This is a genomic window from Actinomycetota bacterium (assembly GCA_018333515.1).
Taxonomy (GTDB): domain Bacteria; phylum Actinomycetota; class Aquicultoria; order Aquicultorales; family Aquicultoraceae; genus Aquicultor.
Genome location: JAGXSZ010000035.1, coordinates 91,158 through 116,321, shown reverse-complemented (window position 1 = coordinate 116,321; position 25,164 = coordinate 91,158). Strand labels below are relative to the sequence as shown.

General features: G+C 53.3%; 24 protein-coding genes. 4 read left to right on the top strand and 20 right to left on the bottom strand.

Annotation, left to right across the window (positions count from 1 at the left end; genetic code table 11):
• Positions 1-463: 463 nt before the first annotated feature.
• Complete coding sequence (locus KGZ93_10345) at positions 464-1,537, bottom strand: M42 family metallopeptidase (GenBank protein MBS3910001.1); 1,074 nt, start codon at positions 1,535-1,537, stop codon at positions 464-466.
• 212 nt (positions 1,538-1,749) lie between these two features.
• Here KGZ93_10345 and KGZ93_10340 point away from each other — a divergent pair, with 212 nt between their 5' ends.
• Positions 1,750-2,823 (top strand): M56 family metallopeptidase, encoded by a 1,074-nt coding sequence (locus KGZ93_10340; GenBank protein MBS3910000.1) that lies wholly within the window; start codon positions 1,750-1,752, stop codon positions 2,821-2,823.
• 28 nt (positions 2,824-2,851) lie between these two features.
• Here KGZ93_10340 and KGZ93_10335 read toward each other — a convergent pair whose 3' ends face one another.
• A complete protein-coding gene (locus KGZ93_10335) occupies positions 2,852-3,340 on the bottom strand; it encodes a peroxiredoxin family protein (protein ID MBS3909999.1) in 489 nt (162 codons plus the stop codon).
• Between the two features lie 126 nt (positions 3,341-3,466).
• Between KGZ93_10335 and KGZ93_10330 the strand changes: the two genes are divergently transcribed.
• Positions 3,467-3,943: a 3'-phosphoesterase gene (locus KGZ93_10330; GenBank protein MBS3909998.1), complete on the top strand. Its 477-nt coding sequence runs from the start codon at positions 3,467-3,469 to the stop codon at positions 3,941-3,943.
• 179 nt (positions 3,944-4,122) lie between these two features.
• On the top strand, positions 4,123-5,364 hold the full coding sequence (locus KGZ93_10325) for a peptidoglycan DD-metalloendopeptidase family protein (protein MBS3909997.1): 1,242 nt from the start codon (positions 4,123-4,125) through the stop codon (positions 5,362-5,364).
• A 26-nt stretch (positions 5,365-5,390) separates the two neighbouring features.
• Here KGZ93_10325 and KGZ93_10320 read toward each other — a convergent pair whose 3' ends face one another.
• From KGZ93_10320 to KGZ93_10285, 8 genes are all read right to left on the bottom strand, one after another.
• Entirely contained in the window at positions 5,391-6,137 is a 747-nt protein-coding gene (locus KGZ93_10320; protein ID MBS3909996.1) for a 3-hydroxyacyl-ACP dehydratase, read from the bottom strand.
• A complete protein-coding gene (locus KGZ93_10315) occupies positions 6,138-7,433 on the bottom strand; it encodes a 2-hydroxyacyl-CoA dehydratase (protein MBS3909995.1) in 1,296 nt (431 codons plus the stop codon).
• 240 nt (positions 7,434-7,673) lie between these two features.
• Positions 7,674-9,758: a molybdopterin-dependent oxidoreductase gene (locus tag KGZ93_10310; GenBank protein ID MBS3909994.1), complete on the bottom strand. Its 2,085-nt coding sequence runs from the start codon at positions 9,756-9,758 to the stop codon at positions 7,674-7,676.
• A 64-nt stretch (positions 9,759-9,822) separates the two neighbouring features.
• A complete protein-coding gene (locus tag KGZ93_10305; GenBank protein MBS3909993.1) occupies positions 9,823-10,908 on the bottom strand; it encodes a uroporphyrinogen decarboxylase family protein in 1,086 nt (361 codons plus the stop codon).
• A gap of 52 nt (positions 10,909-10,960) precedes the next feature.
• A complete protein-coding gene (locus KGZ93_10300; GenBank protein MBS3909992.1) occupies positions 10,961-11,611 on the bottom strand; it encodes an MFS transporter in 651 nt (216 codons plus the stop codon).
• Between the two features lie 135 nt (positions 11,612-11,746).
• A complete protein-coding gene (locus KGZ93_10295) occupies positions 11,747-12,814 on the bottom strand; it encodes an ABC transporter substrate-binding protein (protein MBS3909991.1) in 1,068 nt (355 codons plus the stop codon).
• Between the two features lie 102 nt (positions 12,815-12,916).
• Entirely contained in the window at positions 12,917-13,708 is a 792-nt protein-coding gene (locus tag KGZ93_10290) for an ABC transporter permease (GenBank protein ID MBS3909990.1), read from the bottom strand.
• Positions 13,689-14,591, bottom strand: a complete 903-nt coding sequence (locus KGZ93_10285; protein ID MBS3909989.1) for an ABC transporter ATP-binding protein — start codon at positions 14,589-14,591, stop codon at positions 13,689-13,691. Before KGZ93_10285 ends, KGZ93_10290 begins: the two co-directional genes overlap by 20 nt.
• A gap of 394 nt (positions 14,592-14,985) precedes the next feature.
• Between KGZ93_10285 and KGZ93_10280 the strand changes: the two genes are divergently transcribed.
• Complete coding sequence (locus KGZ93_10280; GenBank protein ID MBS3909988.1) at positions 14,986-15,606, top strand: DUF1638 domain-containing protein; 621 nt, start codon at positions 14,986-14,988, stop codon at positions 15,604-15,606.
• On the opposite strand, the gene KGZ93_10275 is transcribed toward KGZ93_10280, so the two are convergent.
• From KGZ93_10275 to KGZ93_10230, 10 genes are all read right to left on the bottom strand, one after another.
• Positions 15,603-17,561, bottom strand: coding sequence for a hydantoinase/oxoprolinase family protein (locus KGZ93_10275; protein MBS3909987.1), 1,959 nt, complete (start codon positions 17,559-17,561; stop codon positions 15,603-15,605). The genes KGZ93_10280 and KGZ93_10275 overlap by 4 nt on opposite strands.
• Entirely contained in the window at positions 17,558-19,402 is a 1,845-nt protein-coding gene (locus tag KGZ93_10270) for a DUF4445 domain-containing protein (protein ID MBS3909986.1), read from the bottom strand. Before KGZ93_10270 ends, KGZ93_10275 begins: the two co-directional genes overlap by 4 nt.
• Positions 19,403-19,431: 29 nt before the next feature.
• Positions 19,432-20,469, bottom strand: coding sequence for an MtaA/CmuA family methyltransferase (locus KGZ93_10265; GenBank protein MBS3909985.1), 1,038 nt, complete (start codon positions 20,467-20,469; stop codon positions 19,432-19,434).
• Positions 20,470-20,481: 12 nt separating this feature from the next.
• On the bottom strand, positions 20,482-21,543 hold the full coding sequence (locus KGZ93_10260; GenBank protein MBS3909984.1) for a uroporphyrinogen decarboxylase family protein: 1,062 nt from the start codon (positions 21,541-21,543) through the stop codon (positions 20,482-20,484).
• Between the two features lie 20 nt (positions 21,544-21,563).
• Positions 21,564-22,229, bottom strand: coding sequence for a corrinoid protein (locus tag KGZ93_10255; protein MBS3909983.1), 666 nt, complete (start codon positions 22,227-22,229; stop codon positions 21,564-21,566).
• Positions 22,230-22,459: 230 nt separating this feature from the next.
• A complete protein-coding gene (locus tag KGZ93_10250; GenBank protein MBS3909982.1) occupies positions 22,460-22,927 on the bottom strand; it encodes a DUF1232 domain-containing protein in 468 nt (155 codons plus the stop codon).
• Positions 22,928-22,998: 71 nt separating this feature from the next.
• The gene (locus KGZ93_10245; GenBank protein ID MBS3909981.1) at positions 22,999-23,415 is read right to left on the bottom strand and encodes a hypothetical protein; all 417 of its coding nucleotides are present in this window, start codon (positions 23,413-23,415) and stop codon (positions 22,999-23,001) included.
• Positions 23,416-23,491: 76 nt separating this feature from the next.
• The gene (locus KGZ93_10240) at positions 23,492-23,869 is read right to left on the bottom strand and encodes a DUF134 domain-containing protein (GenBank protein ID MBS3909980.1); all 378 of its coding nucleotides are present in this window, start codon (positions 23,867-23,869) and stop codon (positions 23,492-23,494) included.
• Between the two features lie 115 nt (positions 23,870-23,984).
• Positions 23,985-24,638 (bottom strand): NAD(P)H:quinone oxidoreductase, encoded by a 654-nt coding sequence (gene wrbA / locus KGZ93_10235; GenBank protein MBS3909979.1) that lies wholly within the window; start codon positions 24,636-24,638, stop codon positions 23,985-23,987.
• Between the two features lie 155 nt (positions 24,639-24,793).
• Positions 24,794-25,075, bottom strand: coding sequence for a winged helix-turn-helix transcriptional regulator (locus KGZ93_10230; protein ID MBS3909978.1), 282 nt, complete (start codon positions 25,073-25,075; stop codon positions 24,794-24,796).
• Between the last annotated feature and the right edge of the window lie 89 nt (positions 25,076-25,164).

Below are 25,164 nucleotides of genomic sequence, written 5' to 3'. Positions count from 1 at the left end.
CCCCGGAAGCAACTAGATATTCTCACCGCTCGCGACTACCTAAGTTTCTGCCTTCCCCATTGAGAGAAAAGGTCGGCTGCTTCACAACGCGTTCTATTTCGGGGCTAATTATCCTCTTCACTTTATTCCGGCCTGCTATCTTCCTGTCTACGCTTCGTGAGCGCCTGTTACCAGACACCACGCAAGACTCGGTACATGACTGCTGGCTAGGCTTTGTCAAGGTGACCATCTCAGGTCACGTGTGCTCCTTGAGCTTGGCAAGGCGCAACTCCCACACCACCGTACAAGCGGGTCCGCTTTGATTGGACCCCGCTTTTTCTATTCAAACGATGTACGAACCTCTCATCCATTGAAGCTCAATGGCGAAGCTGAAGTCGTAGAGATATTAGAACTCCGCAATAAGCTTCAGTCGTAATCGTCGGCACGCGCTGCCGATATCGAATTTATTCTCGCCGGAGACTGCCTATGGCTTTAGGCTCTTGGCGGTTTCGATGTCCAACATTTTGACGACTTCGACCATGAGTTTGACTGTGTTCTCGAAATCGTTATGGTCGATGACGGCGACGTGACTGTGTATATAGCGAGTCGGCACGCCTATGACGATGCTCGGCACCCCGGTGCCGTGCAGATGGATTCTGCCGGCATCGGTGCCCCCCCTGGTCCCCGCCGCCTGGAACTGGTGGGGAATCTCGTGTTCCTCGGCTGTCTTCACGATCAAGTCCCGCAGCTTTGCGTTTGGTATCATCGACCCGTCGAGAACGACGATGGCCGGTCCTTTGCCCAGCCTGGCTTGGGCGTCGTTTTCCCGCACTCCGGGCGTGTCCCCCGCGATAGAGACCTCTGCCGCAATCGCCACATCGGGATGGATGACGGCCGCGCTCGTCTTCGCGCCGCGCAAGCCGACCTCTTCCTGAACGGTGCCGACACCGAAAACCGTATTGGGGTGGTCGATATCTTTCAACCGCTTGATAACCTCAATAAAGACCGCGCAGCCAACCCGGTCGTCCATAGCTTTTCCCATGAGCATATTCTCTTTTTTCATCCTCGTCAGAGGACTATCGATTACTATGGGGTCGCCGGGCTTCACCCCCATCTCTTTGACGTCGTCGTTGCCGGAGGCACCGATGTCTATAAACATCTCCCTCATCTCAACGACTTTCTTGCGCTCCTCGGGTGCGAGCAGATGAGGGGGTTTCGAGCCTATGACGCCCGGCACATCGCCTTTGCCGCCCTTGACAACGACACGCTGGGCAAGCATGACCTGATCCCACCAACCTCCGAGGGGCTGGAACATGATGAAACCGTCTTTGCTTATGCTCGATACCATAAGGCCGATTTCGTCCATGTGGCCGGCGATCATGATGCGCGGCTCCGAGGCGGCTCCCGCCTTTTTCGCTATGATGCTACCGAGATTGTCGGTGGAAATCTCCGTCAAAGGTTCGAGATGACGCCTGACGACCTCCCTTACCTCCGCCTCAAAACCGGATATACCCGATGCATTTACCAGCTCTTCAATGAGCGCGACCGAATCGGACATGCGCAGCTCCCCTTTCATGGTTTATATCGCCCGCTCTAAGAATAAAATTTGCCCTTGAACCATAAAGTAGAAACAAAGGCATCGATTGTTGCGTTAATATGCTTAACTTTTAGCGTTCAAGCGTGTAATATTTTAAGCAGCGCGATTAAACGTTACACGCGCCAGCTTAAGGATACACCAAAGCCATCCGGCAAAAAAGAGAGAGTTCCGTCATGGATGTCTTGAAAATGCTTGCTTTTTATCATGTTCTGCCCGCTATTGTAGGCTCAGCGTTAACCCTTCTACTAGCACTGTTTTTTATGAAGATGTTCTTTGTTAAGCGACCATCGCTCAGACACCTCTTTCTATTTGCGCCGTTAATCAAGCCGCTCACTATTCTTATCGGTGGTTTTTATGTACCGAGGATGGACGAGATCGAATGGGGCAAGCTAAATTTTAGATCTTGCTTCCAGATACCTGATCCGATGAATCTCGTAGATGCGTCGGCTGATAAGTATTCTACTTATAGACTGTCCGACAATACTCTATTGAAGCCCGGGGGCACCGAGCTGTTCATGAACGTCCTGCTGGTCGCGGCGGTATTGTTCTTCGTGATGCTCGCTGTCCGGTGGGCCGCGTTATATGCGTACAGACAGCGTCTGGCCGCGAGTGAAGAGCTAAGCCACGTAATGCACCAGAGGGTTTACGCGATTGCCGAGAGATTGAGTAAGAGCTTCAATGTAAAAATGCCTAAAATAACCTTCGCGGATGTTCCTTGCCCGCTGATGATAGGGTTTACTAACTTCACGATCGCCCTGCCCTTAGAAAGCGTCGATAAACTGAGCGACGCCGAGATCGAGGCCGTCCTTGCGCATGAGTTCGCCCACTTCAAGAGAAAAGACAACATCAAACTTTGGGCCGCGATAGCATTAAGAGACTTGGTGTTCTTCAGTCCGTTTGTCTGGGTAACATTTAGGTTGCTGAGCGCGGAGAGAGAGCGGGCGGCCGACTACCTCGCCGCAAAGACCACTGGAAAACCTGTGGAACTCGCAGGTGCGATTGCTAAAGTCGCCGAAATATCAAGCGGTTTTTCTATGCCTCAGCCTGCGCTTGGCATCGTAAAGAGCGACTTGGCGCCAAGACTTAGTATATCAAGACGAGTAGACGACCTGCTCGACTTCAAATTGCGCAAGCCAATAATTCTGCGCGCTCTACCGCTTGCCGTCTTGTTCATTATGCTGTTTTACGTAAGATACATGATACATATACGGCTTCCCGGCAATCACATATTCGGCTTCTTCGGCTAAATAGGCGAACCGCCTAAAATTAGACGCCTCACTCGGGACATCGAAGTTCGAGTAGTTGGAGATTGGCGAGAAGTTCGTCTTGGTCGGGGAGTTCCGATTCGCGCTCGACTACCCAGGATGCCTCCAGCGCGCCGTACCTGTCCGCAATAAAGACCGAGGGCATTGGTTTGGCCGACGGCTTTTCGAGTAAGCCATATTTTGAAGCAACGGCTCCCGACGCGTCGGATAGAACCGGGAAAGGTATATGTAGTGCATCGACGAGCGCGCTGAGTGGTGCCGGCTCATCGACCCCGATGGCAATGACCTCAGTACTTAACTGCTCGAACCGGCTGTGATCATCGCGCAAGCGCATCAAGGTATGGCGGCAATCCCGGCAATCCGCGCCGTTAAAAAAGTAGAGCAACAGGTTTTTACGCTGCTTGAAGTCCCACAGCGTTACCTCTTTCCCTCGGGTCGAAGTGAGAGCGAAGTACGGGACCATCATCGGCGGTGTTGAACTCTCTTCCGGTCGTGCCATCTGTTTTCGCCAGCCTTTCATGTTTAAGCCTATGTTTCCTAAATCAGATAGGCTTTAAACAATACTCCCCGGCGTGCGAAAATATAAAGCTAGTCTTCGACGGGCGTTTCTCCATATAATATCTTCATGGCACTCGAAGAATATAGAGAAAAAAGAAGTTTTGATAAGACCCCTGAGCCGAGCGGTGAATCCGGTGCGGAGCATGGTGGGCGGTTTGTCGTCCACGACCATCACTCCGTCCGCCACCATTATGATTTCCGACTGGAACTCCCGGCCGACTACTTCGAGTCGGATGAGCCCTCGGGGGAGATGGTTCTTAAGAGCTGGGCCGTCCCTAAGGGGATATCCACAGAGAAGGGGGTCAAGCGGCTCGCTATGATGGTCGAGGACCACCCGGTCGACTATATCGATTTCGAAGGAACGATTCCTGAGGGCCGGTATGGGGCCGGCACCGTCGCTATTTGGGACTCGGGCACCTTTGAGGTTGCCCAGAAGAAGCCCAGCAGTCTCAAAATCGTCCTCAAGGGCAAGCGGCTGGAAGGCGAATTCCATCTCGTCCACACAAAAAAGGGCAAAGGCAACGAGTGGCTTGTTTTTAAGTAAGGGCGCACACTTGATTTGCTCGTAAAACAAGCGCACGCAATGCAGTAGCAATGGATTGTCTGTTACCGGCAAGTTAGCGCCCTCTTCACCCCTCATCCCTGGTCGGGCCCTCCTGATATATCAATTGCTTTGCGGGAAGGTTGACTAGCCGTAACCCAATGGTTAAATTCTATAACTGCATGAGGTTATTTCAGAGGTTTTATCGTACAAGAATAATCATAGTAAGCATCACGGCGCTCTCTCTTGCGGCCACTCCGTCTTTCGCGTCCCGGTTAGACTCGAAGCGCGGCGAACAGGTCGATATAAAGAAACGCCTGGAGACCACGGAAAGGCTTCTCGATGCGACGGAGAACCGCGAAGCCGACATCGTGCGCGAGATGCAGGCCAACGACCGCAAAATCATCGAAATCCAGGATCAGCTAGACGGGCTTAAAGCGCGGCTCAATCAAAAGGTCGCCGCTAGGAACCGGTTAGAACTCAAACTTGCCAAACTAGAGAAAGAACTCGCGGCCACCGAAGCGGAACTAATCGTCACCGAGAAGGCGCTCGCCTACAAGAGGGCTGTTTTCAATAAACGGGTCACCGCCATCTATAAAAAAGGCACCACGAGTACTCTTGAGGTGCTTTTGGGCGCATCGGACCTCGGCGATTTGTTTAGGCGAATCGGCTACGTGGAGATGATTGCGAGACACGATGCCAAACTCGTGGCGGATGTCTATGAGATCAAGGTAGCCGCGGAAAAACACCGCGACCGGCTTGAGACCGACAGAAAGGTCGTCGCTAGAGACCGCCTCGTCCTCATCGACCAAGAAAACGAGGTACGCAAGGCCGGCAAGCAAGTCGCCGCCAAACATGAGCTTTTCAGAAACGAGTTAAAGCGCCAGGAAAACATGCTTGCGCGCATCGAGCGCGAGCAGAACCGGCTGAAGATAACGGAAGATATGCTCGAGTCGTCATCGCGGCTGGTCGCGGCGCAAATCAGAACGCTCGAGCAGGGTGGCTCGATAGACCACGCCTATAGCCGGCGCATCTCGGGGGTCGGCTTCATGAAACCCAGCTCGGAATCGATCACATCCGGCTACGGTATGCGGCGTCACCCGATTCTCGGCTACTCGCGTATGCATACCGGTGTCGACTTCGGTGCGGCGCACGGCTCTCCCATCTACGCGTCGCATAGCGGAACCGTTATTGTGGCCGGTAGAATGGGTGGCTACGGTAAAACCGTGGTCATAAGCCACGGGGGCGGCCTTTCGACACTATATGCGCATAATTCACAGTTGCGTGTCGGCGTGGGCCGGGATGTGGAGAGAGGCGACGTCATCGCGAACGCGGGCTCCACCGGCCTTTCTACCGGGCCGCACCTCCATTTCGAGGTGCGGGTAAACGGTTCACCGCAGAACCCGATGAACTGGCTGGACTAAGAACGAAATTAGGTTCGGTCGATGCTTTATGATTGTTCCCGGGCGGTGAGCGCGGCGCCGAGCGCGCCCGCTATCTCGGGATGTTCATGGCGGTAGACCGTGCGACCGAGCTTCTGCTCAAAGAGTTCTTGTATGCAGACATTGTAGCCGACCCCGCCGGAGAGGACGATATCATCGGCGATACCGACGCGATGGAGCATCGAGCCGACCCGCTCTACGACGGACTGGTGCAAGCCGAGGCCGATATTTCGAGGCTCTTCCTTTTTAGCTAGAAGTGAGACAACCTCCGATTCCGCAAAGACAGTGCACATACTGTTTACCTTGACCGCCTTGTCCGCTTGGAGTGACTCTCCCCCGAACGCATCGAGCGAGAACCCGAGTGTTTTCGCCATGACCTCGAGGAATTTGCCGGTGCCGGCCGCGCAGCGGTCGTTCATCTGAAAATCGGCGACTCTTCCCCGCTCGTCGAGGGCGATGACTTTGCTGTCCTGCCCGCCGATGTCGATAATGGTGCGTCCGCCGGGAAAGAGGTAGCGCGAACCGACGGCGTGCGCTTTTATCTCCGTTATCACGCTATCCGCGAAGTCTTCGCGCGCGAAGTGGCGACCGTAACCGGTCGCCACTATCTTTTGCGCGTTATAAGGTTTGATAAGCTCAAGCGAGCGCTCGTGCGGGTTAAAACCGGTGTCTATGACCTTGAAGTCGGTGATGCCCTCTCCATTAAGCGCGACTACTTTGATACAGCGCGAGCCGATATCTATGCCCACAAACACTTAGACAATCGCTCCTTGCGCCTCTTTGATCCGCTCCATGAACGCCTCGACCCTCGTCGAGAGCTGGCCGGCGTCCTCCATGCTGTAGTCGGTTTCGATCCTTAGAACCGGCACACCGGCTTCTTTAAGCGTCCTCTCCACGCTGTTATATTCCACCGTGAACGGGTCGCAAAACTGGAGCGCATAGTGGATAACGCCGTCGACCTTGTAATCTTTGACGAGCTGCGTGATGTTGTCGAGTCGCTCTTTGTTCGGCGTGAAGCATGCGCAGTCGAGCTTCATGTAGCGGTCGGCGACGGCTGCAAGCTCGCCGTCGAGGTCGCTCGGGCTCTCGTCGACCATATCCCTGAAATAGCGGTGGCCGATGCAGGCTTCTTCGCCGACGATGATAGCGCCGGTCGACTCGACGATGTGGTGCATCTTCCAGTTCGGGATAGCCATCGGGCAGCCCGAGATAAGAATGCGCGGCGCATCTTCTGGAGCCACGCCGACACCATCGGCGATTCGCTGCTCCAGCTCGTCGCTTACCTTGTTTATCATCTGGGTGAAACGCAGCGGGTCGTCGTAGAACGCGACCTGCTCGATAAGGAGCGCGTCTTTGCCGCTTATCGGTACCGGGCTCGCTTTGCGCGCCTCGTTCATACGTCTCAGTGCGGCCCGCTTCGCGTTTACGCTTGCGACCCCCCGCGCAAGCGCCGCCGCGTCGATGGTGTTTCCGGTAAGCTCTTCCATCGTCTCTTTGAATTTTTTCACCTCGTCAAGCCAGAGCGTGCGGCTCGCCTCGTCCTTGGTCTGCGGCGTGTGCATAACGTGGACATTGGTATACTCGCCGAGAACCTCGTAGGTCTTCTTCTTGCCGTCGCAGGTGGTCTCGCCGACTATCATGTCGCTCGACTCGAAATATGGGCAGACCTTGGTTAGTTTAAAGCCCATGAACGACTTGATGAGCGGGCAGAGGTTTCTTGGCAACACTTTTTCGGCCTCGGCCGCGCCCCAGTCGGCGCCGCCGCAGATGCCGACACAAGCCGCGCCGCCGGCCAGCACGACCTCCTCCGGCACATAGAGGCAGAATGCGCCTACGACTTTGCCGCCCGCCTCGCGCAGGTCATTGAGTTCCTTGACTCTCAAGCCGTGGATCTCCGACATGACAAAGTCGAGATAGGACATCCCTTCGGGGCGATTCTGCTGGCTCATGTAGATATCCCCGTACATCTGGGGTATCACGGCTAGCAGTTGGTCGTGGGCTTCGAGGTCGAGGCCGAGGTCTTCCCACATTTTGCGATAATCTTCGGACATGTGTTTCCTCCTTGATTCTTGTCTTGCCGGTTGATCGAATAGTATAGCGTTGCACTAAAACACTTATTTTATATATAACATTATGTTATCAATTAGACAAGCCTGTCCATTGGCATTCTTATTTCAGGGATTTTGTAACTCATTGAAATATCCGCAATTGCCCATTTATGGGGCTTATTGCAGAGAAGCTTTGTCGGCCCGATGAATCGGACATATAGAAACGAGTGCGGAGCGGGCCGGTTATCCCTTTTTCCTGATCTTCGCCAAAAGCGCCCTGTCGGCGGGAAAACCCGATATGGGATCGAGAATCTCGTTGTCGGTCAGCATATTTGCGTTCGCGTCTTCCCAGCCGTGCGGGATAAAGACCACCCTGGAGTCGATCTCATCGGTCAGTCTTACCACAAACTCGGCACTTCCCCTCAGGGACTCAACAATGACCCTCTCCCCCTCATTAATCCCAAGCTCTCTTGCCTTTTCCGGGTGGACCTCCACCTCAGGATCAGGAGCAAGTTTTAGAAGCGACGCTATATTGCGATAGCGCGAGTGGTGATAGCTTGGCATTCGCTTACCAGTCGTTAAAACAAGCGGGTACTCTCGAGCAAGCTCTGGCATCGAGACAGGGCTCTCATGGGGCTCTCTATAGACAGGCAGCGGATCGTAACCGTATTTTTCAAGCTCTTTGGAGTAGATCTCAACCTTACCCGATGGGGTCCTAAACCCATCTTTCTCGTACGCCTTCTCCTTATGCTCACCGTAGATATGCCCATTCTCATTATCGGACAGCTCGTAAACCGTTGCGCCAAGGGGGGCAAGCCTATATGTTAGAGCTTCTTCTTCGCTCTGCCATGGAAACTCATCGTTATAGCCCATTCTTCTCGCCAGCGCCGTCCAAAACTGCCAATCCGTCATGCGCTTTTTATCCTCGCTCACCTTGGGGCTCAGTCCGATTCGTAATGCCCCATAGATGCTTGTATGATCCCAAATCTCCGGGCGGGCCAGAAACGATGCCGCGGGAAGTACGAGATCGGCAAGCTTTGCTGTCTCCGTCATGAAGTGATCCATTACCACAAGAAATTCGATGTCCTCAAGAGCACTAATAAGTCTCTTGGCGTTCGGCCATGTAATAACCGCGTTGGATCCGCTAATTATTAGTGCCCTTAAGGGATATGGCGTTTTGTCAAGGATGGCATCGGCATAGATATTGGCCTGGGCATTGTCATTGTGTTCGCAAAAGATGGGGAACCGGTTCTCACCGATAGCAGGAGTGCTACAAGTGTTTGTAAGTTTTAGCGATGAGAGCGCAGCCCCAGGAGCAAATATGGCCCCGCCCTTTATGTCGAGATTGCCGGTGATCGCCTGTAGGATCGCGATAGCGCGTGCGGCTTGGACCCCATTGGTCTGAAGCTCAACCGCAATACCGGGGTAACTGCATGCCGGTGAGGAGGTCGCATAAAGCCTGGCGGCCTCTTGTGTCTTTTGCGTGGGAATCCAGGTAATCTCTTCTACCCTTTGAGGGGCATACTCACCTACCAGAGAGGTGAGTTCATCAAATCCAACCGTCCATTTTTCTACGAAGGCTTTGTTGTAGAGATTTTCGGAAATAACAACGTTTAAAAGCCCAAGGGCAAGGGCGCCATCGGTTCCCGGTCGCAGCTGCAGGTGCACATCAGCCTTTCGTGCCAGCGGTGTTGCCTTGGGATCGACCACTATGAGCTTAGCTCCGCGATCGAGAGCCTCGTTGATTATAAACATCTGTGGTGGACAAGATATTTGCGGGTTATAACCCCACAAAACAATGGAGTTAGTGTGTGTGTAGTCTGGTACAGGAAGAGCCCCATAAACAAGTTCGTTCGCGATAACTTTTGAAATATGGCAATGGCTTCCTGCCGTTGAAAAGTTTGGCGTTCCAAATGCAGCACAGAACCGCTGTACATAAGGGGTGAATTCCTTTCTCACCCCTGCTTGGCCTACGTGTACGGCAACGGCTTCAGCTCCGTGCTTGGCTTTCACCTCACTGAGCTTCTCCGCTATAATATCAAGCGCCTCATCCCAGGATATCTCCCGCCACTCGCCTGAGGCCGTCTTTATTAGTGGATGCACTAAGCGGTCTGGCGCTTCAAAAATATCTTTGAGATTTCGCCCTTTTTGGCATAGGTACCCCCGGGTTGCCGGGTGTTCCTTTCTCCCCTTTATCTCAACGATAGCATCACCTTCGAAGGTTATATCCATGCCACAGCCGCCGTTACAGATCGCGCACACTGCCTGCACGGTACGTGTGTCCTCGGTTGCCTGATACCTCCTGCTTATTACACCGCTCTCGCTCATATCATTCTCCCCTTATATTAGAAAGACGTTCATCTAATTTATCCGCATCGCTGCGTGGATTTTCTCAATAGTCATACCTGCCAAACATACGAGCGGCGTCCACCATTGCCTGCACATTCTCCGGTGGCGTCTTGGGAGGCAAAGCACATGCGGGAGTTAGAATAAATCCGCCGGAATGGTACTTCATTTTATCAATGATCTGCCCGCACTCCTCAAACACCTCATCAGCGCTCCCCAACTGCAAAAGAGTTGTCGAGACGTTACCGCCTATAATATAGTCTTCACCAAAAAATTCTGCGGTCTTCTCTATGTCCATCTCGTGGCCTATGGTAAAGACGCTTCTTGACACTAATGGAATCTTCTTCCAATGCATAAGATTGTGAAAGTGCTCACCGCAGAGGTGGATCAACCACTTTTTTACACCCTTACCAATAAGCTGTTCGTGCATCTCAATAACGTAGGGTAAACTAAAATTCTCAAATATCTTTGGCGATACTACTGCGTGACCTTCTAAGGGATATGTGCAGAACGCCGAGCAATTTTCTGCCCCAAACTCATCTATAAAGAGGTCTGCCACTAGAAGCAGGTAATCGGTGGATAAGCGTAGCAATTTATGAATCATTTCAGGTTCTTTGTAAAACCAGCGAAGTAATACTTCGGGCCCGACAATCGAACCGGCGATTCCCATAGGCGACCCCCCGTAAATCGATACCGTATAGCCCCTTGCCCTCGCCAGCCGAGCAAAGACCAGCATCCTGCCGGCGCCCGGTGCGATCTTTGGGTCGGGTAGTTTAAGTCTCTTAACATCATCCGCACTTTGTGCCGCCCTTTTTGCTAAAAACGGCAAGGCATGCAAGGGTGAAGAATGAAAGGCGAACTCGCCCCCGAAATCCCAGCCGCTCCAATCCGGTATACTATAAGACGGTGTTCCATCATACTTGTGAATCTCGATTGACAATTCTTGGGCTCGGAGGGCTTTTTCAGGTTCAAGGTAAAACTCTCTAACGGAGATGCCCGCTCGTAGTGCCGTATACACGGATGCCATAGGATTTACCGGTACTCTATCCAACTCTTTTTTACTTACAAGAGCCTTCATTCGCTCAGACGACGTCAATATATCCTTCTCAACGATGCGCGCCGGCACTTTCATAAAACAACCCCACTCCCTTGTCTTCTACAAGCGATCGCAGGTGACTTCATACCTATAACTCGCCCCCTTGATGCCGCGCATGCTTCGGTGTTGCGACCATTTCTTCGTTAAAATCGAACTCAAGCTCGTTCAACTCTTCGATGTCATCACGTTTAGGTGAGCGAGCTTTAAGCCTTAAAACAATAGCGGCAAGAACGGCAAGCGCGGCGCATAAGTAAATTGGTGCCCTTGCGGATATAGCGTCGGTCATAATCCCACCGATGAGCGGACCAAACGCAAGGCCGGCGCTCATCGACGAACCCTGGCGGCCCAGAACCGCTCCCATGCTCTGGGATGGGGTCACTTCGGCCACAATCGTTATCGTACTGGTGGCCACCAGCGCCGCAGTAGCGCCCTGAACCACCCTGGCGATCAAAAGCTGTGAAATCGAGGCAGACCAGGCAAATGTAAATAGCGATAAGCTAAAACCAATTAAGCCTATTATTGCAAGCGTTTCCTTGTCGTATCTGTCATTAAGCTTGCCGACAAACGGCTGCATAAAAGTCATGGCGAAGCCGAAGATGGCAAGCACCGTGCCCAACTCGCTCGGACTGCACTTCATATCGAGCATGATTACCGGTATCGAGGTCATCAGCACGCCCACGCCCAGCATGATCATGAACCTGGCGGCCAGTATCGCGAATTCTTCTTTAAACCACAACATATTCTGAGTATCACTCCAACCTACATAATCGAGCAAACCAGCTTACCGAACTTGAACTCACCTTGAATTCGCAAGAAATTCATTACTTAAAAGTCCCCAGAATATTTGGATATGCATAAGTGATTTATATACTAATTACTTACCGTACTTATCGTGGGCTTTATTCAGAAACGACTCATCGACGACTTTTTCCATATCAACGGGCTTTGTAATCAAACCCACATCGAGAGACAGCCTAGTTGCCGCGTCGTGTCCTGCTTCGGTAAAGTAGCCGTCTTTAGATTGAGTCTTCATCGTCTCCTCAAGAACTTGCGGTAAGATCTCCTTATCGGTAAGCTGAAACATTGGGGCGCCTTGCTCCGCTATCTCCCCAATTGAATGATTATTCTGCCATATCATAGCTCTGACGACAGCGCTTACAAACCCCTGAACTACTTCGGGTTTCTCTTCGATAAACTCATCGGTCACCTGGATAACGTACAGCGGATATTCGTCAGAACCCAAGACCTTCCTGTGCCACTCCGGGTCGGTACAATCTATGAGGAGATTGCCTCCCCGCTTGAGAAGTTCGATCTTGACCCTGCCCCAGGCAAACCCGTACCCGGCGATATCGCCTTTTTCCATCGCCGCTACTTCCGAGCCCTTAGGTACGTCAACAAACGAGACATCCTTATCGGGGTCGAGGCCACCCAGCTTAACGCAAGCCCTCGCAAACGCCATTGGAGAGGACCCCGGCATTCCACCCGCTACTGTCTTTCCCTTCAGCTCAGAAATGCTCTTTATGTTCGGGGCGGTCACGAAGCCCCAGGGGTGTTTAGCGGTCGTAGCCAAAAGCATCTTGGTGCTTTTGCCTTTTTCATAGGTCTTCATAACCTGCTCGTAGCCGGTGAGTGCAAACTGTGTATCGCCGGCTAGAAGCGACGCTATTACGAGCGGCCCACCCTTAAACGAAGAGAAACTGACATCGAGGCCCTCGTCTTCGTAGTAGCCAAGCGTAGACGCGAGATATACGGGGAGCCATGATTCGCCTCTCCCCGGCTCAGCAACGACAATCTTCGTTAGCTCCTTCTTCTCCGCCGGTTTTTGCGTCGCAGGTTCGTTTGCGCTCTCGTTTGTGCTCGATTGTTTAGCGCATGAGGTGGCCATCGACATGATTGTAAAGGCCATTATAAGTACGCCGATAATGCTTAACACTCTCTTCAATTCGCCTTACTCCTTCCTTAAATAAACAGGACTTCCCCCAAAAAAACTCTTAAATAAACCCTTCACATAATAAAAAATTAGCGTGTCGCTACCCGCCCCCTTTCATAATGATGTCTGTTCGCTCGATGGGCGCCACCTGAGCATATGTTTTTCGAGAACTCTCAAGCCACTGTTAAGGGTTGCCATGATCACCATGAGCACGATGATGCAGGAAAACACGCGAGTGATATCATACATTCCGCCCGCATATTCTATCATCCAACCTAATCCCGCATTCGCCCCTATATACTCGCCGACAATCGCACCGAGCAGCGCCGCCCCCAAGCCCGCTTTAATTCCCGCGAGAATCCAGGGGACAGAAGAGGGGAAAACTACTTTTCTCATAACTTGGGAGTTGCTCGCGCCCATAAGCCTTACGGCATCGATCAAAGTCGGATCAACGTTCCGAAATCCCGCGAACGCGTTAAAGAAAACGAGAAAAAAAACCATGATGGTCGCGAGGAACACTTTTGACTCTATGCCAAGCCCGAACCAAAGTATGAAAATCGGACCTAGGGCCAACTTCGGTATACCGTAGAGTGCTATAATAATAGGGTCCAGCACATAGGCGAGTACCTCTAGTTTGCCAAGGGCAAAAGCTAGGGCTACTCCGGTTACCGTACCGATCAAGAGTCCGGCCATCGCTTCCTGCAAGGTAATCCAAAGGTGGGGCTGTATCTCTCGCGAAATGAAAGCTTTCACTAAATCACTAAAAATCGCTGACGGTTGACTAATAAAGAATATGTCAACAATCTTATAGACCGCGAGCAATTCCCAGGCTGTGAGCAAGGAGCCTATGAGTAGTATTCTCATTACTGCGACACTTACGCGCTGTCTATAGCTCGATGCATTCATACGCTTCGTTCCCTCTCGCTTTCATAACTTCACCTCTTAAATCGTTCCAGATGAGCTTCTGCAATTCGACAAAACGGCGCTCGAAGCGCGTTTCGAGCGCCGACCTCGGCCGTGATAATGGGATGTCATACTGAGCCTTAATTGTAGAAGGCCGAGCGGTCATAAGGACAACGCGGTCGGCAAGGGTAATGGCTTCGGCCAAATCATGAGTAACAAAGACGATGGTCTTCTTCGTCTCCTGCCAGAGCTTTAAAATGTCGTCCTGCAGCATCTCGCGCGTGAACACGTCCAGCGCCCCAAACGGCTCGTCCATGAAAAATACCTCCGGGTCGAGCGCGAGTGTCCTGATTATCGAGGCCCTTTTTCTCATTCCCCCTGATAGTTCATACGGATAGCTATTCTCAAAGCCTTTGAGACCAGTTCTCTCGATAAGATCTTTGGCAATCTCGCGTCTCTCTGCCTTGGAGATTCCTTTTATCTCTAGGCCCAGCTCGGCATTTTCAGTCAAAGTTCGCCATGGCATAAGCGCATCCGCCTGGGAAATGTAGCCTATCTTAGGAGTAATCCCCTGTAGAAGCTGCCCATCAAAGTATACGTTTCCTTCTGTTGCCTTAAAAAGACCTGACATGATGTTTAAAAGCGTGCTTTTACCACAACCGCTCGGACCAACAATAGCGACGAACTCATGGTCGGCGACATCGAGACTTATATTCTTAAGGGCATGGGTGGCTTTTCCGTTGGAAGATTTGAAGTAATGGTTGATATTCGTAACCGAAATCTTAGTTTCAGCCGTTACTGTAGGATCGTGGCCGGGGACAGTTACGTCGCTTCGGATGAGACTATTCCTATCGTTACCCGATTCCCGCTTCAGGGCTTTTAACATTAGTAATTTCCTCCTAACCTTCTTAGCAGGGTTATGATTCTTGGACAAAGATCTAGAAGCCCTTCCTTCGAGTGGTAAAAGTATGTCCTTCGAAGCTTATAGTTTATTATATATTATATAATAAACTATTATACAAGTAAAGCACTTACTTGCTATATTGACTGGTCTTTCTGATAAACATAGACCTTATCTCAGAGTTAAGTGATGGTTTAGACAAAGGGATACTCTATTATAAATGGGATATTGACCGTTGCTCAGTTGCCATATGCTTTTAAGCACAAGCGTTATTGTTAATTAGCTATAGTTTGGGTTATTATTAGTATCATATTATCATATATTGCTAGGTAGACGTGGAAATATCCGTAATTGGTTATTACCCCGGAAAGGAGTCTGGATGAAACTCGGTGTAATCGCGTGCGATATGATCAAGCGCGAGTTCGATATATTGCTGGAAAAAACCCCGGAAGTGGAAAAGGTCGTCTACCTGCAGGCCGCGCTTCATATCTATCCCGAGAAGATGAAGCAGGAGATCAAGAATCACATCGACCTCATCAAAGATGAAGTCGATGTTGTCTTTCTCGGTTACGGCTACTGTCAGTCGCTCAAAGGTATCGAGCACGAAGTCGATATCCCGGTCGTGCTGCCGCAGTACGACGACTGCATCTCTATGCTGTTAACCCCCGAACGGTATGGAGAAGAGGTAAAGAAAGAGGTCGGCACATGGTTCATGACTCCCGGCTGGGCCGAGATAGGCGCGCACATGGTGATTAAAGAGCTTAAACTCGATCGCGCAGTGCGCCATGGAAAGGACCCTCTTGAAATGGCAAAGCGGCTGTTTACCCATTACAGGCGGGGGCTTTATATCGATACCGGGGTCGGCGATAACGATCACTTTTTGGCTAAAGCCGAGCAGTTCTGCGGAGATTTTAATCTTACCCTCGAAACGACCGTAGCCGATTCAAAGATTCTCCAGGAAGAACTGGCGAAGTGTAAGCTGGTCGCTTGTAAGCCTTAAGTCAGCGGTTTTCCAGTTGCGGTCGCAATAAGCTTAAGCTCCATAAAGACGGCATCACCCCAGCCGCTTGCTAACGGAGCTTCCACTTCTTCCCTGTCGATGGTGACGTCGATGCTTGAGCCGCCGCTTTGTGTCGCACGCTCCGCGGCGACGGAGCGAACATAGTTCTCGGCAAAGAACACAGCGTCATCGAGCGCGCCAAATCGTGTGTGTATATCGGTAGCGACAACAACAAACCCGCTCTGTTTGTCGGGCCTAATATATGCCTCTGCCCGCTCGATTACCCTTCCGGTTATGGCGCCTACCGCATTGGCGACTTCCGAATGCTCGGGAATGACCAGCCGCGTGCCTAGCTCTCGTGCGACTTGCGGAAAATATGCCCCCACGGGCGCACCGACAGCGATGATCGGTCGCTTTAGTGCCAGGTCGGCCGAGACCCCGCTCTCGCCATTGAGACGCAACAGATAATCGAGAAATTTGAGCGCCGTATCAGACCGGAACAAACCGGGCGCATCGTCATCAAACAGTGCCTTTGTGGTGATATGAAGCTTCAGGCGCTCGATAATTTCGCGAAAAATGCGTTCAAGCAGCTCGTCCCGGCCCAAGCCCGCCTTGCCCGCCAAAACGTCGGCGGCAAGGCTCGCGACCTCGCTATCCCAGATATCTAGTTCACCCCCGGCATGAAGAGCATCGGTTGGCGTAAACGAGACCTCGGCCACAAAACCGAGTTCGACAAAGCGCTCGACATCGACAAACGGGCCGATCTGCTCATATATCAGATCTCGGTGAAGAACCCTGTCGTCGAGCGCGTCGATCAAAGCCTGCTCATGTTTTGAGAGCACAAACCCCGGGCGCTTTATGAGGGTAAAGAAATCGAGGTCGAACTCGTTTAACCTCTTTCCACGCACCGACAGCATTGCGCTAAGGGCATCCTTGATAGCGGGAAATTGAGACGCCGTCGAGCACAGCGGGGTGGCCCGGCGCGGCCCAATCCGTATGTCCTGGGGTGATGCAACCGCGATCTTACTATCTCCCCCTAAACCGACAGTCAACATATCGACCGCTTGCACACGCGTCTGCCGTCCGCCGACAACCGCGCCCTCATCGCTCGTCGTAACCACGCCCGAGCGGACGATACCTATATCGGTTGTAGTGCCGCCCATATCGACCACAATAGCGTCTCTTAAGCCGGTAAGCTCGCATGCGCCGACGACACTCGCGGCCGGCCCGGAAAGCACTGTCTCGACCGGCTTATCGACGGCGATATGCTCGGCGATGAGCGTACCGTCGCCTTTTACCACCATAAGCGGAGCGGCTATCCCGTTATCGGCAAGCATGTCTTTGACAGCCTCGATCAATTCCCTTATAACAGGCAAGAGTTGCGCGTTGAGCACGGCGGTCGCGGCTCGCTCGACCATGCCGACATGGCCGGAGAGTTCGTGGCCGCAGACGACGGGTCGCAAACACGCCGACGTCACGAGTTCCTTGATTTTTACCTCATGCTCCGCGTTGTAGATGCTGAAATAGCTTGAGACCGCAAAGGCATCGACCCGATCGAGCATGCCATGGATCGCCTCGGTGGCCCCCGCCATATCAAGACCGGTCGAGACCTCGCCGTTCTTATTGTGGGCGCCGGCTATAATCGCTATATCTTCGGGGGGTACGTCGGTTTGAAATGCGAAGGTGGCGGGATTAGGAACCGCCATGATGAGGCCGACCCGAGAACCCTTGCCCTCGACGACGCTATTTGTCGCGAGCGTAGTCGAGAGCGACACCAGCCTCACCTGCTGAAATAGACTTTTGTCGAGGCCATCAAGGGAGTTCTTCACTCCGATCTTTAAATCTTGTTTAGTCGTCAGGGCCTTCGCTTTTGATATCACCCGCCCTGAGTCGATTTCGACGATAACACTATCGGTAAAGGTTCCGCCGGTGTCGATTCCGATTCCTAAACTCAACGAATTTCCCCTTTTGTCTTGGGAAACGCCAGGCACTCTGCGAACAAGCGGTCATAACGCGGGTAACACGAAAGTTCGATATAGTGAACGCGCCGCGCAACGCGGGTCGCCTCTTCCCGCTTCTCTTTCGATAACAAGCAGAGCATCGCCCCGGTCTTCGCCGAATTCCCGACCAGTGTGACCCGGTCGAGACACTCATCTGGAAACACTCCCAGGCGTGCAAGACTTTCTAATCGAACGTGCCGGCCGAATGCGCCGGCGACATAGACCCGCTCAATATCGGCCACGCCGATATTGAGCTGACTTGTCAGCGACACGATGCCGGACAAAATCGCCCCTTTGGCAAGCTGTACCTGCCGGATATCTTTTTGGGTAATAGCGACCTCGCTTCGTGTCTCACACGCGTCGCTGAGCACAAAGCGAACCCCCTTATTACCATTTCGCAGGTGCGCGTGGCATGCGAGCGGCGCCTCGCCATCAGCGAACTTGGCGAGCCTGCCTGATGGCGCTATCGCCCCCGCTTTGATAAGCTCGGCGACCACGTCTATAATCCCGCTGCCGCATATCCCGGTAGCGGGCTTGTCCCCGATCGTATGAATGGATACAACGTCATCGATAAAGACCTTCTCGACGGCGCCCTCGGCAGCCCGCATCCCACAAGTGATGTTCATCCCCTCGAGCGCGGGCCCGGCCGCGCACGAACAGGCGTACAAGCCGTCCTTCGAGCCAAATACTATCTCGCCATTGGTGCCGATGTCGATAAAGAGCGCTTTCTGTTCCTGTCTATCAAGCTCTGCGACGATAAGCCCGGCGGTAATGTCGGCGCCGATATAGCTCGAGACCGCGGGCAAACAATAGACGGTTCCACATTCGGATATTTCCAGGCCGAGTTTGGCCGCGGGCAGGCTCCGGGCGGACGTAAATACCGAAACGTACGGCGACGAGCCGAGAGCCGTCGCATCGACACCGATAAACAAATGCATCATCGTTGAATTGGCGGCGACCGCCGCCTCATAAATATATTGCCTGTCGACGCCGGCCGTTTCACACACCTCGCCGATGAGCGCGTTAATGCCTTGCCGGATAAGGCCGCTAAGTACATGCAACGCTCCCGGATGTGCCCGGATGTGCCCGATTCGCGTGAGCACATCGAGGCCGTAATTCTTCTGCGGGTTGATCATCGAGGCCGAAGCGCGCTCATCTCCGGAGTCAAGATCGACCAGCGAGGCAACGACGGTCGTAGTCCCGATATCGACCGCGACCCCGTAGCACCGTGCGGACGTATCTCCGGCCTCTATGGCGATGATGTCCCCGCCGGAATGGACTATCGTCAACTTGAAATCATTCTCGCGCAATATGCCGGGGAGTTCCCGGAGAAGACTTATCGGCATACTATCCGCAATGCGAAGACCGAGCGCCCGCTCAAGGCGCCCGATATCGTCGACATTATCTTCAAGCGACGGCTTTGGCAAGTCAACGTAGACCTTGCGAATGTTGGGGTCGAGCGTAAACGACGGCATGAAGCCTTCCGATAAGATGCGGTGCTTCTTCTTCGGTTCGTCGATAACGTTAACGGATGCCCTGTCCGAGACAGTAGTCCTGCATGCCAGACGAACCCCGGCATCGAGGTCTTCTTTGCCGATATGGATAAGCTCGTCGCGGTGCGGCGCACCCGCCGTCCCCTCGACATAGCGGATGCGGCACTTCCCGCAGGTGCCCTTTCCGTTGCACGACGTTTCGATGTCGATAAAGGCTTCGCGCGCCGCATCGAGCACGCTCATACCCTTGCGAACTCGTACCGTCTTGCCTTGCGGCAGGAATTGTACCTCGAATTCTTCCATCGATCAGGCTCCTCCAACACCTCTTTGATCTAACAACAGGGCGCCTGGGGTTTGGTTCGCGCGATAGCCTTCGGGAGGCTTCTGATGTTCCGAATCGGCGTTTTTGGGCTGATACCGCACGCCGGCGCAAGAATATCGACACCGCCGCTAACGAGTGCGTTCATGCCCGACTTAAACACCGAGTCCGGCTCGCCTTTCTCAAGCAAGCGCGTGCTGATATTGCCCATGGTGACTTTACCTCCGATAAGTTCTTTGAGCGTCTTTATGCCGACAACCGAATCGACGCTGATCGCCTCGGCGGAAATATCGGCGAGCGCCGTTCCAAGGCTTCGCACATCGCCGCAGATATGAACGATGGCGGGAACATCGAAGACGTTACGAAAATGGTCGAGCATCTCGTTTAGGTACGGTAGCACGAATTCACCGAACGCTTCGCGCCCGATTATTTCGCCGGTGGCGCTCGGGTCGGCAATGCAGAGAACATCCGCCCCCGCTTCAAGCATGGCGTCACCGAACGCTATAAGGCTCTCGGTCGAGCGCCCGGTAAGCGCATGCGCCGCCTCTTTGTCTTTTCGCAGCGCCCGGTAATAGACGAGTGGGTCGACAAGAGACGTCGCCAAGCTTACAGGTCCCGTGAGGTTTGCGATAACGGGAACATCCGGCGCCTTTTGCTTCAATATCTTTACGGCATCGACGCACACCTTCGCGCGCCCACTCATAACATCGATCGCCGACAGGGCGTCCATGTCCGCCATCGAGTTTGCGGCATACGCGACGACCCTCGGCTCTATGTCTTTAGTGCCGAGGTCGACCTCCGCACCCATCGCCTCGGCCTCGACCGTCATACAGAACGGCACACCGAGGTTTTCAATACCCGCTAAGCGGTTCGCCGCCATAGTAAGCGCCGCCATTTTCTCGGCATCGATGTGGGCCTCCGGCCAGTAACACTCGATTTTCTCCATGAGTTCGGTGACGACCATCGTCATCATGCCGCCGGGACAGATAAAAGGACGCCGGTCGGCGGGCTCTTTTCTTAACACACTGATCAAGCGCTCTCTCTCGTTCAAGACTCTCCCCGCTTAGTTATCGAATCTGCCGTACTTGCGGGCCGCGTTAATCAGCGCATCGATGTTTTCCGGCGGGGTATCAATCGGTACCTCACAGCCGGAGCCGAGGATCAAGCCCCGCGGAGCATCCAGAGCCTTCTCGCAGACCAACTTGGCCTCGGCGTCGATCTCTTCCGGCGAGTTCTTCAGCAGATTAGCCGGGGTTACGTTTCCGACAAAGACGACCCGGTGGCCTGCTGCGTCTTTCGCCTCGCCCATATCGACGGCATCGAGGCTCCAGAGATCGTAATCCGCCTCCAGCATCGCCTCCCAGTTGGGCTTCGTCTTGCCGCAGATGTGAAGGCAGGCGGGCAGGCCGCCGCCGTTAGCATGAATGTGGTCGGCTATGCGTTTAAGGTAAGGTGTTACGAACTCTCTGAACATCTTCGGACTCACAATGCTTGCCGATGCAATCGGCTCAACGATGTAAGGGATGGATTTTCTTTTAAATATCTCATCGATAAAGCCGATTGCGGCCTGCGTGCAAATCTCGAGAAGCTCATGAACCCACTCTTTGTTCTTGTAGAGATCGCGCGTGAAGAGTTCGATCGGGCGGAGCGCCGCCGCCGTAGTAAAAGGCCCGGCCAAGACGGTGCTTACCGGCACCTCGTGCCCCACTTCGCTCACCGCAAGCTCGGTTGCCTCGAGATATACGGGAAGCCGCCCGTCCCTTAGGTAATCAGGCATGCGCACCTTCTTGATATCATCGAGTTCTTGAATGAGCGGTTCAGAGATTTGAGGAGCATCCCAATCAAAGAAGACCATCTTTGTCCCCATCGCCTCCGCCAAAGTGGACGTGGTCGAGAGGAACAGTATTATGTCGTTGCCATACCTCCTGTAAGCAGCGACATGAGCTTTGCCGTAGAGTTCGCCGTCGCGTATAACCTTGCCGACAGGCTCGCCCAACACGCGGGCGGCGTGGTTCAAGATTATTGGAAAACACGCGATTCGCTGGGGTTTTTCACCTTGTAAGTAACAGAGCACTCTCTCGAGCGACGTCTGGGTGTCTTGAGGAATCTTCGTCATCGTCCGCATCGTCTTCTCCTTTCGACCGATTACAACATAGATTTGGACTTGGCACAGACTTCCTTGGCGACTTTGACTGCCGTCGCGGCGTTCTCGGCGTAGCCGTCCGCGCCGATTTTATCCGCGAACGCCTTTGATATCGGACCGCCGCCAATCAAGACTTTAAAGCGATCCCTGATACCCTCTTCTTTCAGCATCTCGATCACCGTCGCCATGCCGTCCATCGTCGTCGTCATAAGCGTGGAAAGACAAATGAGTTCCGCGTTGACCTCTTTCGCTTTTTCGACAAAGTCAGCGAGCGGAACGTTTCGCCCGAGGTCGTGAATGTCGAAGCCGGCCACATCGAGCATGATCCTGACGAGGTTCTTGCCGATGTCGTGCGTATCGCCTTCGACGACCCCGATAACGCAGCCGACCTTATCCTCAGCATTCTCTTTCTTAAGCCGCGGCCTCAGAATATCGAGCGCCGCATACATCGCGTCCGAGCAAATCAGAAGCTCGGGAACGAAGTATTCTTCTTCCTCATAGAGGTCACCGGCCTTGTTCATACCGACCACCAATCCGTTCGAGATCGCGTCGTAGGCATCCAGGCCGGATTCGATAGCCTCGCGGGCGGTTCTTACGGCGAGGTCCTCATCCATATTAAGGACGCTACCCGCCAGGTCTTGTAGGATCTCTTCTCGTGTTCTTGTCATTGGGGCTCCTTTCATATATCCACAAAGAGAGAGGCAGAAACGCGGTAGATGAATCACTAAAACTTAATATTAGCCTTTGCTTATCTTAGTATTATATAATCTTATTTTTAAAAAGTAAATAATTCTAACCTCAGGGGATTTCTCAGGAGTAACTGTGCGCTTGCAAGCGGCTGTTAGACATAGAGGCTTTACCGAACTTCTGTGCTGTAATTATGCGGCACTAAACAAAACTATTGCTTATTCTTATTAACAGCATTGGTTAATTTTTCTTTTACTTTATTCCCAACGAAGCGTCCCGCCTTAACGATGCCGCGGCCGGTCTTCTTGGCTAATGTGATAGAGGCGGCTCGCAAGACGCGTGCGGATGTGCCGATGTCTTCGTCGATTAGCTCGCGGGTCAACTCGGTCTGGATAAGATACGGCTCTACTATCTCGCGGGGGGACGAACGCAAAACATTGCGCAAGACGATAAGGACGGCCAGGACGTCATCGAGTTGGCCCAGAACCGGGATGAAGCCGGGGATGAGGTCGATAGGCGAGACCATGTAGCCCAGCCCCGCGGCGAGCTTGGTCTTTTGCTTACCGGAGAGGCGCGGGTCCGAAGCCAGCAGCTTGATAAGCTTGGCATAGGCCGGCATCCTTTTAAAAACCGGCCACAGATCTTGTCTTAGATTTCTGAGCGTGTAGTCATTAGCCATCGCAGGTTCTCCGATATTCCCATTTATCGATAGATCGACAGAAACCTCTTTTAGAATAAAGCTTTTTCGACTTAATGGTTGTGGTGGCCGCCACCGCAGCCGCGGCAGCCCTGGCTCGACCGTGCCGGCGTTCCCGCGATATACGCCATGACCGCGACGTCGGGGTCGCTCTCCGGCGTGACGACCGGGTCAATCCCCGCACCTTTAAGCGCCGCGATCATGCCGCCTCCGGCGCCGTTGGTGATGACCGCGGAGACGTCGGATATCGACCCGACTAAGCCCCCGTGGTGGTCGCCATTGTGGTTCGCGCGATTATGGTCATGTTCTCCGTGTTGGTGATGGTCTTGCGGGTTATGTACCGGTGTTACACTGCGAATCTCTTTTGAGACAATCGACCCGTTATCCACCTCATATACCAAGAATTTACTGACATGCCCTAGATGGCCGCAGACTTGCGCGCCATCTTCCGTAGATACTGCTATTTTCATCTTAACTACCTCCTGTTGATTCTATGGGTGCTCCGTCACTTCGGCGAAGCATCTGCGTCGTTTCAAAGCCTTTTGCTTATAGCTTCCCCGCACACACCGGGCATCCCTCGGCCTCTCTTGCGTGCCACCGGTGCCCGCAGGCACAACATTTGCGGACATCTGCTGTTATCGCGTAGACGCCTCCTTCAATGCGAATCGCTTTCCCATTGACCAGGGCGTCGCTGATCTTTGCCCTGGCCGAGCGCAAGATTCTCTGAAACGTCGGCCTTGAGATATCCATGCGCGCTGCGGCCGATGCCTGGTCTAGCCCTTCAAGGTCTTTCAGACGCACCGCTTCGAGTTCCTCGAAACCGAGCACGACCTCCTCGAGCATGAACGCCGGTATGCCTCGCGGCTTAAATAGCTCGACATCGGGTTTTGATTCTATCCGGCGACACTTGACCGGCCTCGGCATGTGCGTGCCCCTCTCAAGAGTTATGAGCATATGCTCATAACATCACAATAAATCGCCCACTCATAAATGTCAAGCGAGCGATTATAGTTCACCGGCAAAGCATCGGCAGCGCGCGTTACGCGTCTTTTCTCTCCTCCGTGACACCGACCATGCGTGAGGCGATCTTCGTAATGCGCGCGCCGAGCGCCCGCGCGACGATGAGATCGTTGTCAGTCGGCGGCCTGTCCGCATTGGGTCCGGAGACCGACGAGGCTCCATACGGGGAGCCTCCTCCTACAGTCAATTCAAACATACACTGTGCGTCGCTATACGGCACGCCCACCGGGATCATCCCGAAATGCAAGACCGGCGTGATCATGCTCAACAGAGTGCTCTCTTGACCGCCGTGAAGTGTTGCGGTGCTCGTGAAGAACCCGGCGACCTTGTCGACTAGCTTCCCTGCCGCCCACAACGCTCCGGTCTGGTCGATAAACTCTTTCATCTGCGCCGTCATGGTTCCGTACCTTGTGGGCGTCCCGAACGCGATACCATCGGCCCACTCCAGGTCATCATTGGCGGCGATTGGAACATCGGTGAGTTCCTCTTTTACCTGCTTCATCTTCGGATTCGCCTCGATGACATCGTGCGAAATGAGTTCTTTGACCTGGCGCATCCTGACTTGTGCGCCATGCTCCTCAGCGCTCTGCGCTACCGAGCGCGCCAGCGCCGCTGTGTTTCCCGTCATGCTGTAGAAAACTACCAGAACACGGGTTTTTCTCGTATCGGCCATAATATTACCCCCTAAGAAAACTAAGCTTATCCTTGAATTGAAGTCTTACTTCTTTATGCCGAATTTTGCTGCGATTTAACCTTGGGATTGTGCGCAATTATGGGTTGGATAAAGCCCACCGGGGGTAAGGCAAGAGTTGCGACCATAGCTTGCGACTACAGTTCGGCCAGGAACTCCCTCATCTTCTCGAGGGGCTCTCTGTCGATGGAGTAGAATATCCACTGACGCTCTTTCCGCGCGCGGACGACACCGGCTTTCTTGAGAACGCTTAAGTGGTGAGAGACGGTCGATGGCGACAACGGTATTTTTTCGACGATTATATTCACGCTCGTCTCACCGTTGGCGATATGCGCACCCTGCCCCTTCTGGGCGGCACTGAGCACTTTGAGAATCTCAACCCTGGCGGGATTCGCAAGGGCTTTAAATAACTGCTTCACGGAAAGTTCCTCCAAATAGGCTAAGGCGACGGCCTCATCACAAAATCGAGCACTGTCTAATCATAAGTCTACGAAATAGCCGCTGTTAA

What these genes read in the sequence shown, in the direction of transcription:
- KGZ93_10345 (MBS3910001.1), bottom strand. Translation starts at nt 1,537, where the DNA reads ATGTCCGATTCGGTCGCGCTCATTGAAGAGCTGGTAAATGCATCGGGT.
- KGZ93_10340 (MBS3910000.1), top strand. Translation starts at nt 1,750, where the DNA reads ATGGATGTCTTGAAAATGCTTGCTTTTTATCATGTTCTGCCCGCTATT.
- KGZ93_10335 (MBS3909999.1), bottom strand. Translation starts at nt 3,340, where the DNA reads ATGGCACGACCGGAAGAGAGTTCAACACCGCCGATGATGGTCCCGTAC.
- KGZ93_10330 (MBS3909998.1), top strand. Translation starts at nt 3,467, where the DNA reads ATGGCACTCGAAGAATATAGAGAAAAAAGAAGTTTTGATAAGACCCCT.
- KGZ93_10325 (MBS3909997.1), top strand. Translation starts at nt 4,123, where the DNA reads ATGAGGTTATTTCAGAGGTTTTATCGTACAAGAATAATCATAGTAAGC.
- KGZ93_10315 (MBS3909995.1), bottom strand. Translation starts at nt 7,433, where the DNA reads ATGTCCGAAGATTATCGCAAAATGTGGGAAGACCTCGGCCTCGACCTC.
- KGZ93_10310 (MBS3909994.1), bottom strand. Translation starts at nt 9,758, where the DNA reads ATGAGCGAGAGCGGTGTAATAAGCAGGAGGTATCAGGCAACCGAGGAC.
- KGZ93_10305 (MBS3909993.1), bottom strand. Translation starts at nt 10,908, where the DNA reads ATGAAAGTGCCGGCGCGCATCGTTGAGAAGGATATATTGACGTCGTCT.
- KGZ93_10300 (MBS3909992.1), bottom strand. Translation starts at nt 11,611, where the DNA reads ATGTTGTGGTTTAAAGAAGAATTCGCGATACTGGCCGCCAGGTTCATG.
- KGZ93_10290 (MBS3909990.1), bottom strand. Translation starts at nt 13,708, where the DNA reads ATGAATGCATCGAGCTATAGACAGCGCGTAAGTGTCGCAGTAATGAGA.
- KGZ93_10285 (MBS3909989.1), bottom strand. Translation starts at nt 14,591, where the DNA reads ATGTTAAAAGCCCTGAAGCGGGAATCGGGTAACGATAGGAATAGTCTC.
- KGZ93_10280 (MBS3909988.1), top strand. Translation starts at nt 14,986, where the DNA reads ATGAAACTCGGTGTAATCGCGTGCGATATGATCAAGCGCGAGTTCGAT.
- KGZ93_10270 (MBS3909986.1), bottom strand. Translation starts at nt 19,402, where the DNA reads ATGGAAGAATTCGAGGTACAATTCCTGCCGCAAGGCAAGACGGTACGA.
- KGZ93_10260 (MBS3909984.1), bottom strand. Translation starts at nt 21,543, where the DNA reads ATGCGGACGATGACGAAGATTCCTCAAGACACCCAGACGTCGCTCGAG.
- KGZ93_10255 (MBS3909983.1), bottom strand. Translation starts at nt 22,229, where the DNA reads ATGACAAGAACACGAGAAGAGATCCTACAAGACCTGGCGGGTAGCGTC.
- KGZ93_10250 (MBS3909982.1), bottom strand. Translation starts at nt 22,927, where the DNA reads ATGGCTAATGACTACACGCTCAGAAATCTAAGACAAGATCTGTGGCCG.
- KGZ93_10245 (MBS3909981.1), bottom strand. Translation starts at nt 23,415, where the DNA reads ATGAAAATAGCAGTATCTACGGAAGATGGCGCGCAAGTCTGCGGCCAT.
- KGZ93_10240 (MBS3909980.1), bottom strand. Translation starts at nt 23,869, where the DNA reads ATGCCGAGGCCGGTCAAGTGTCGCCGGATAGAATCAAAACCCGATGTC.
- wrbA (MBS3909979.1), bottom strand. Translation starts at nt 24,638, where the DNA reads ATGGCCGATACGAGAAAAACCCGTGTTCTGGTAGTTTTCTACAGCATG.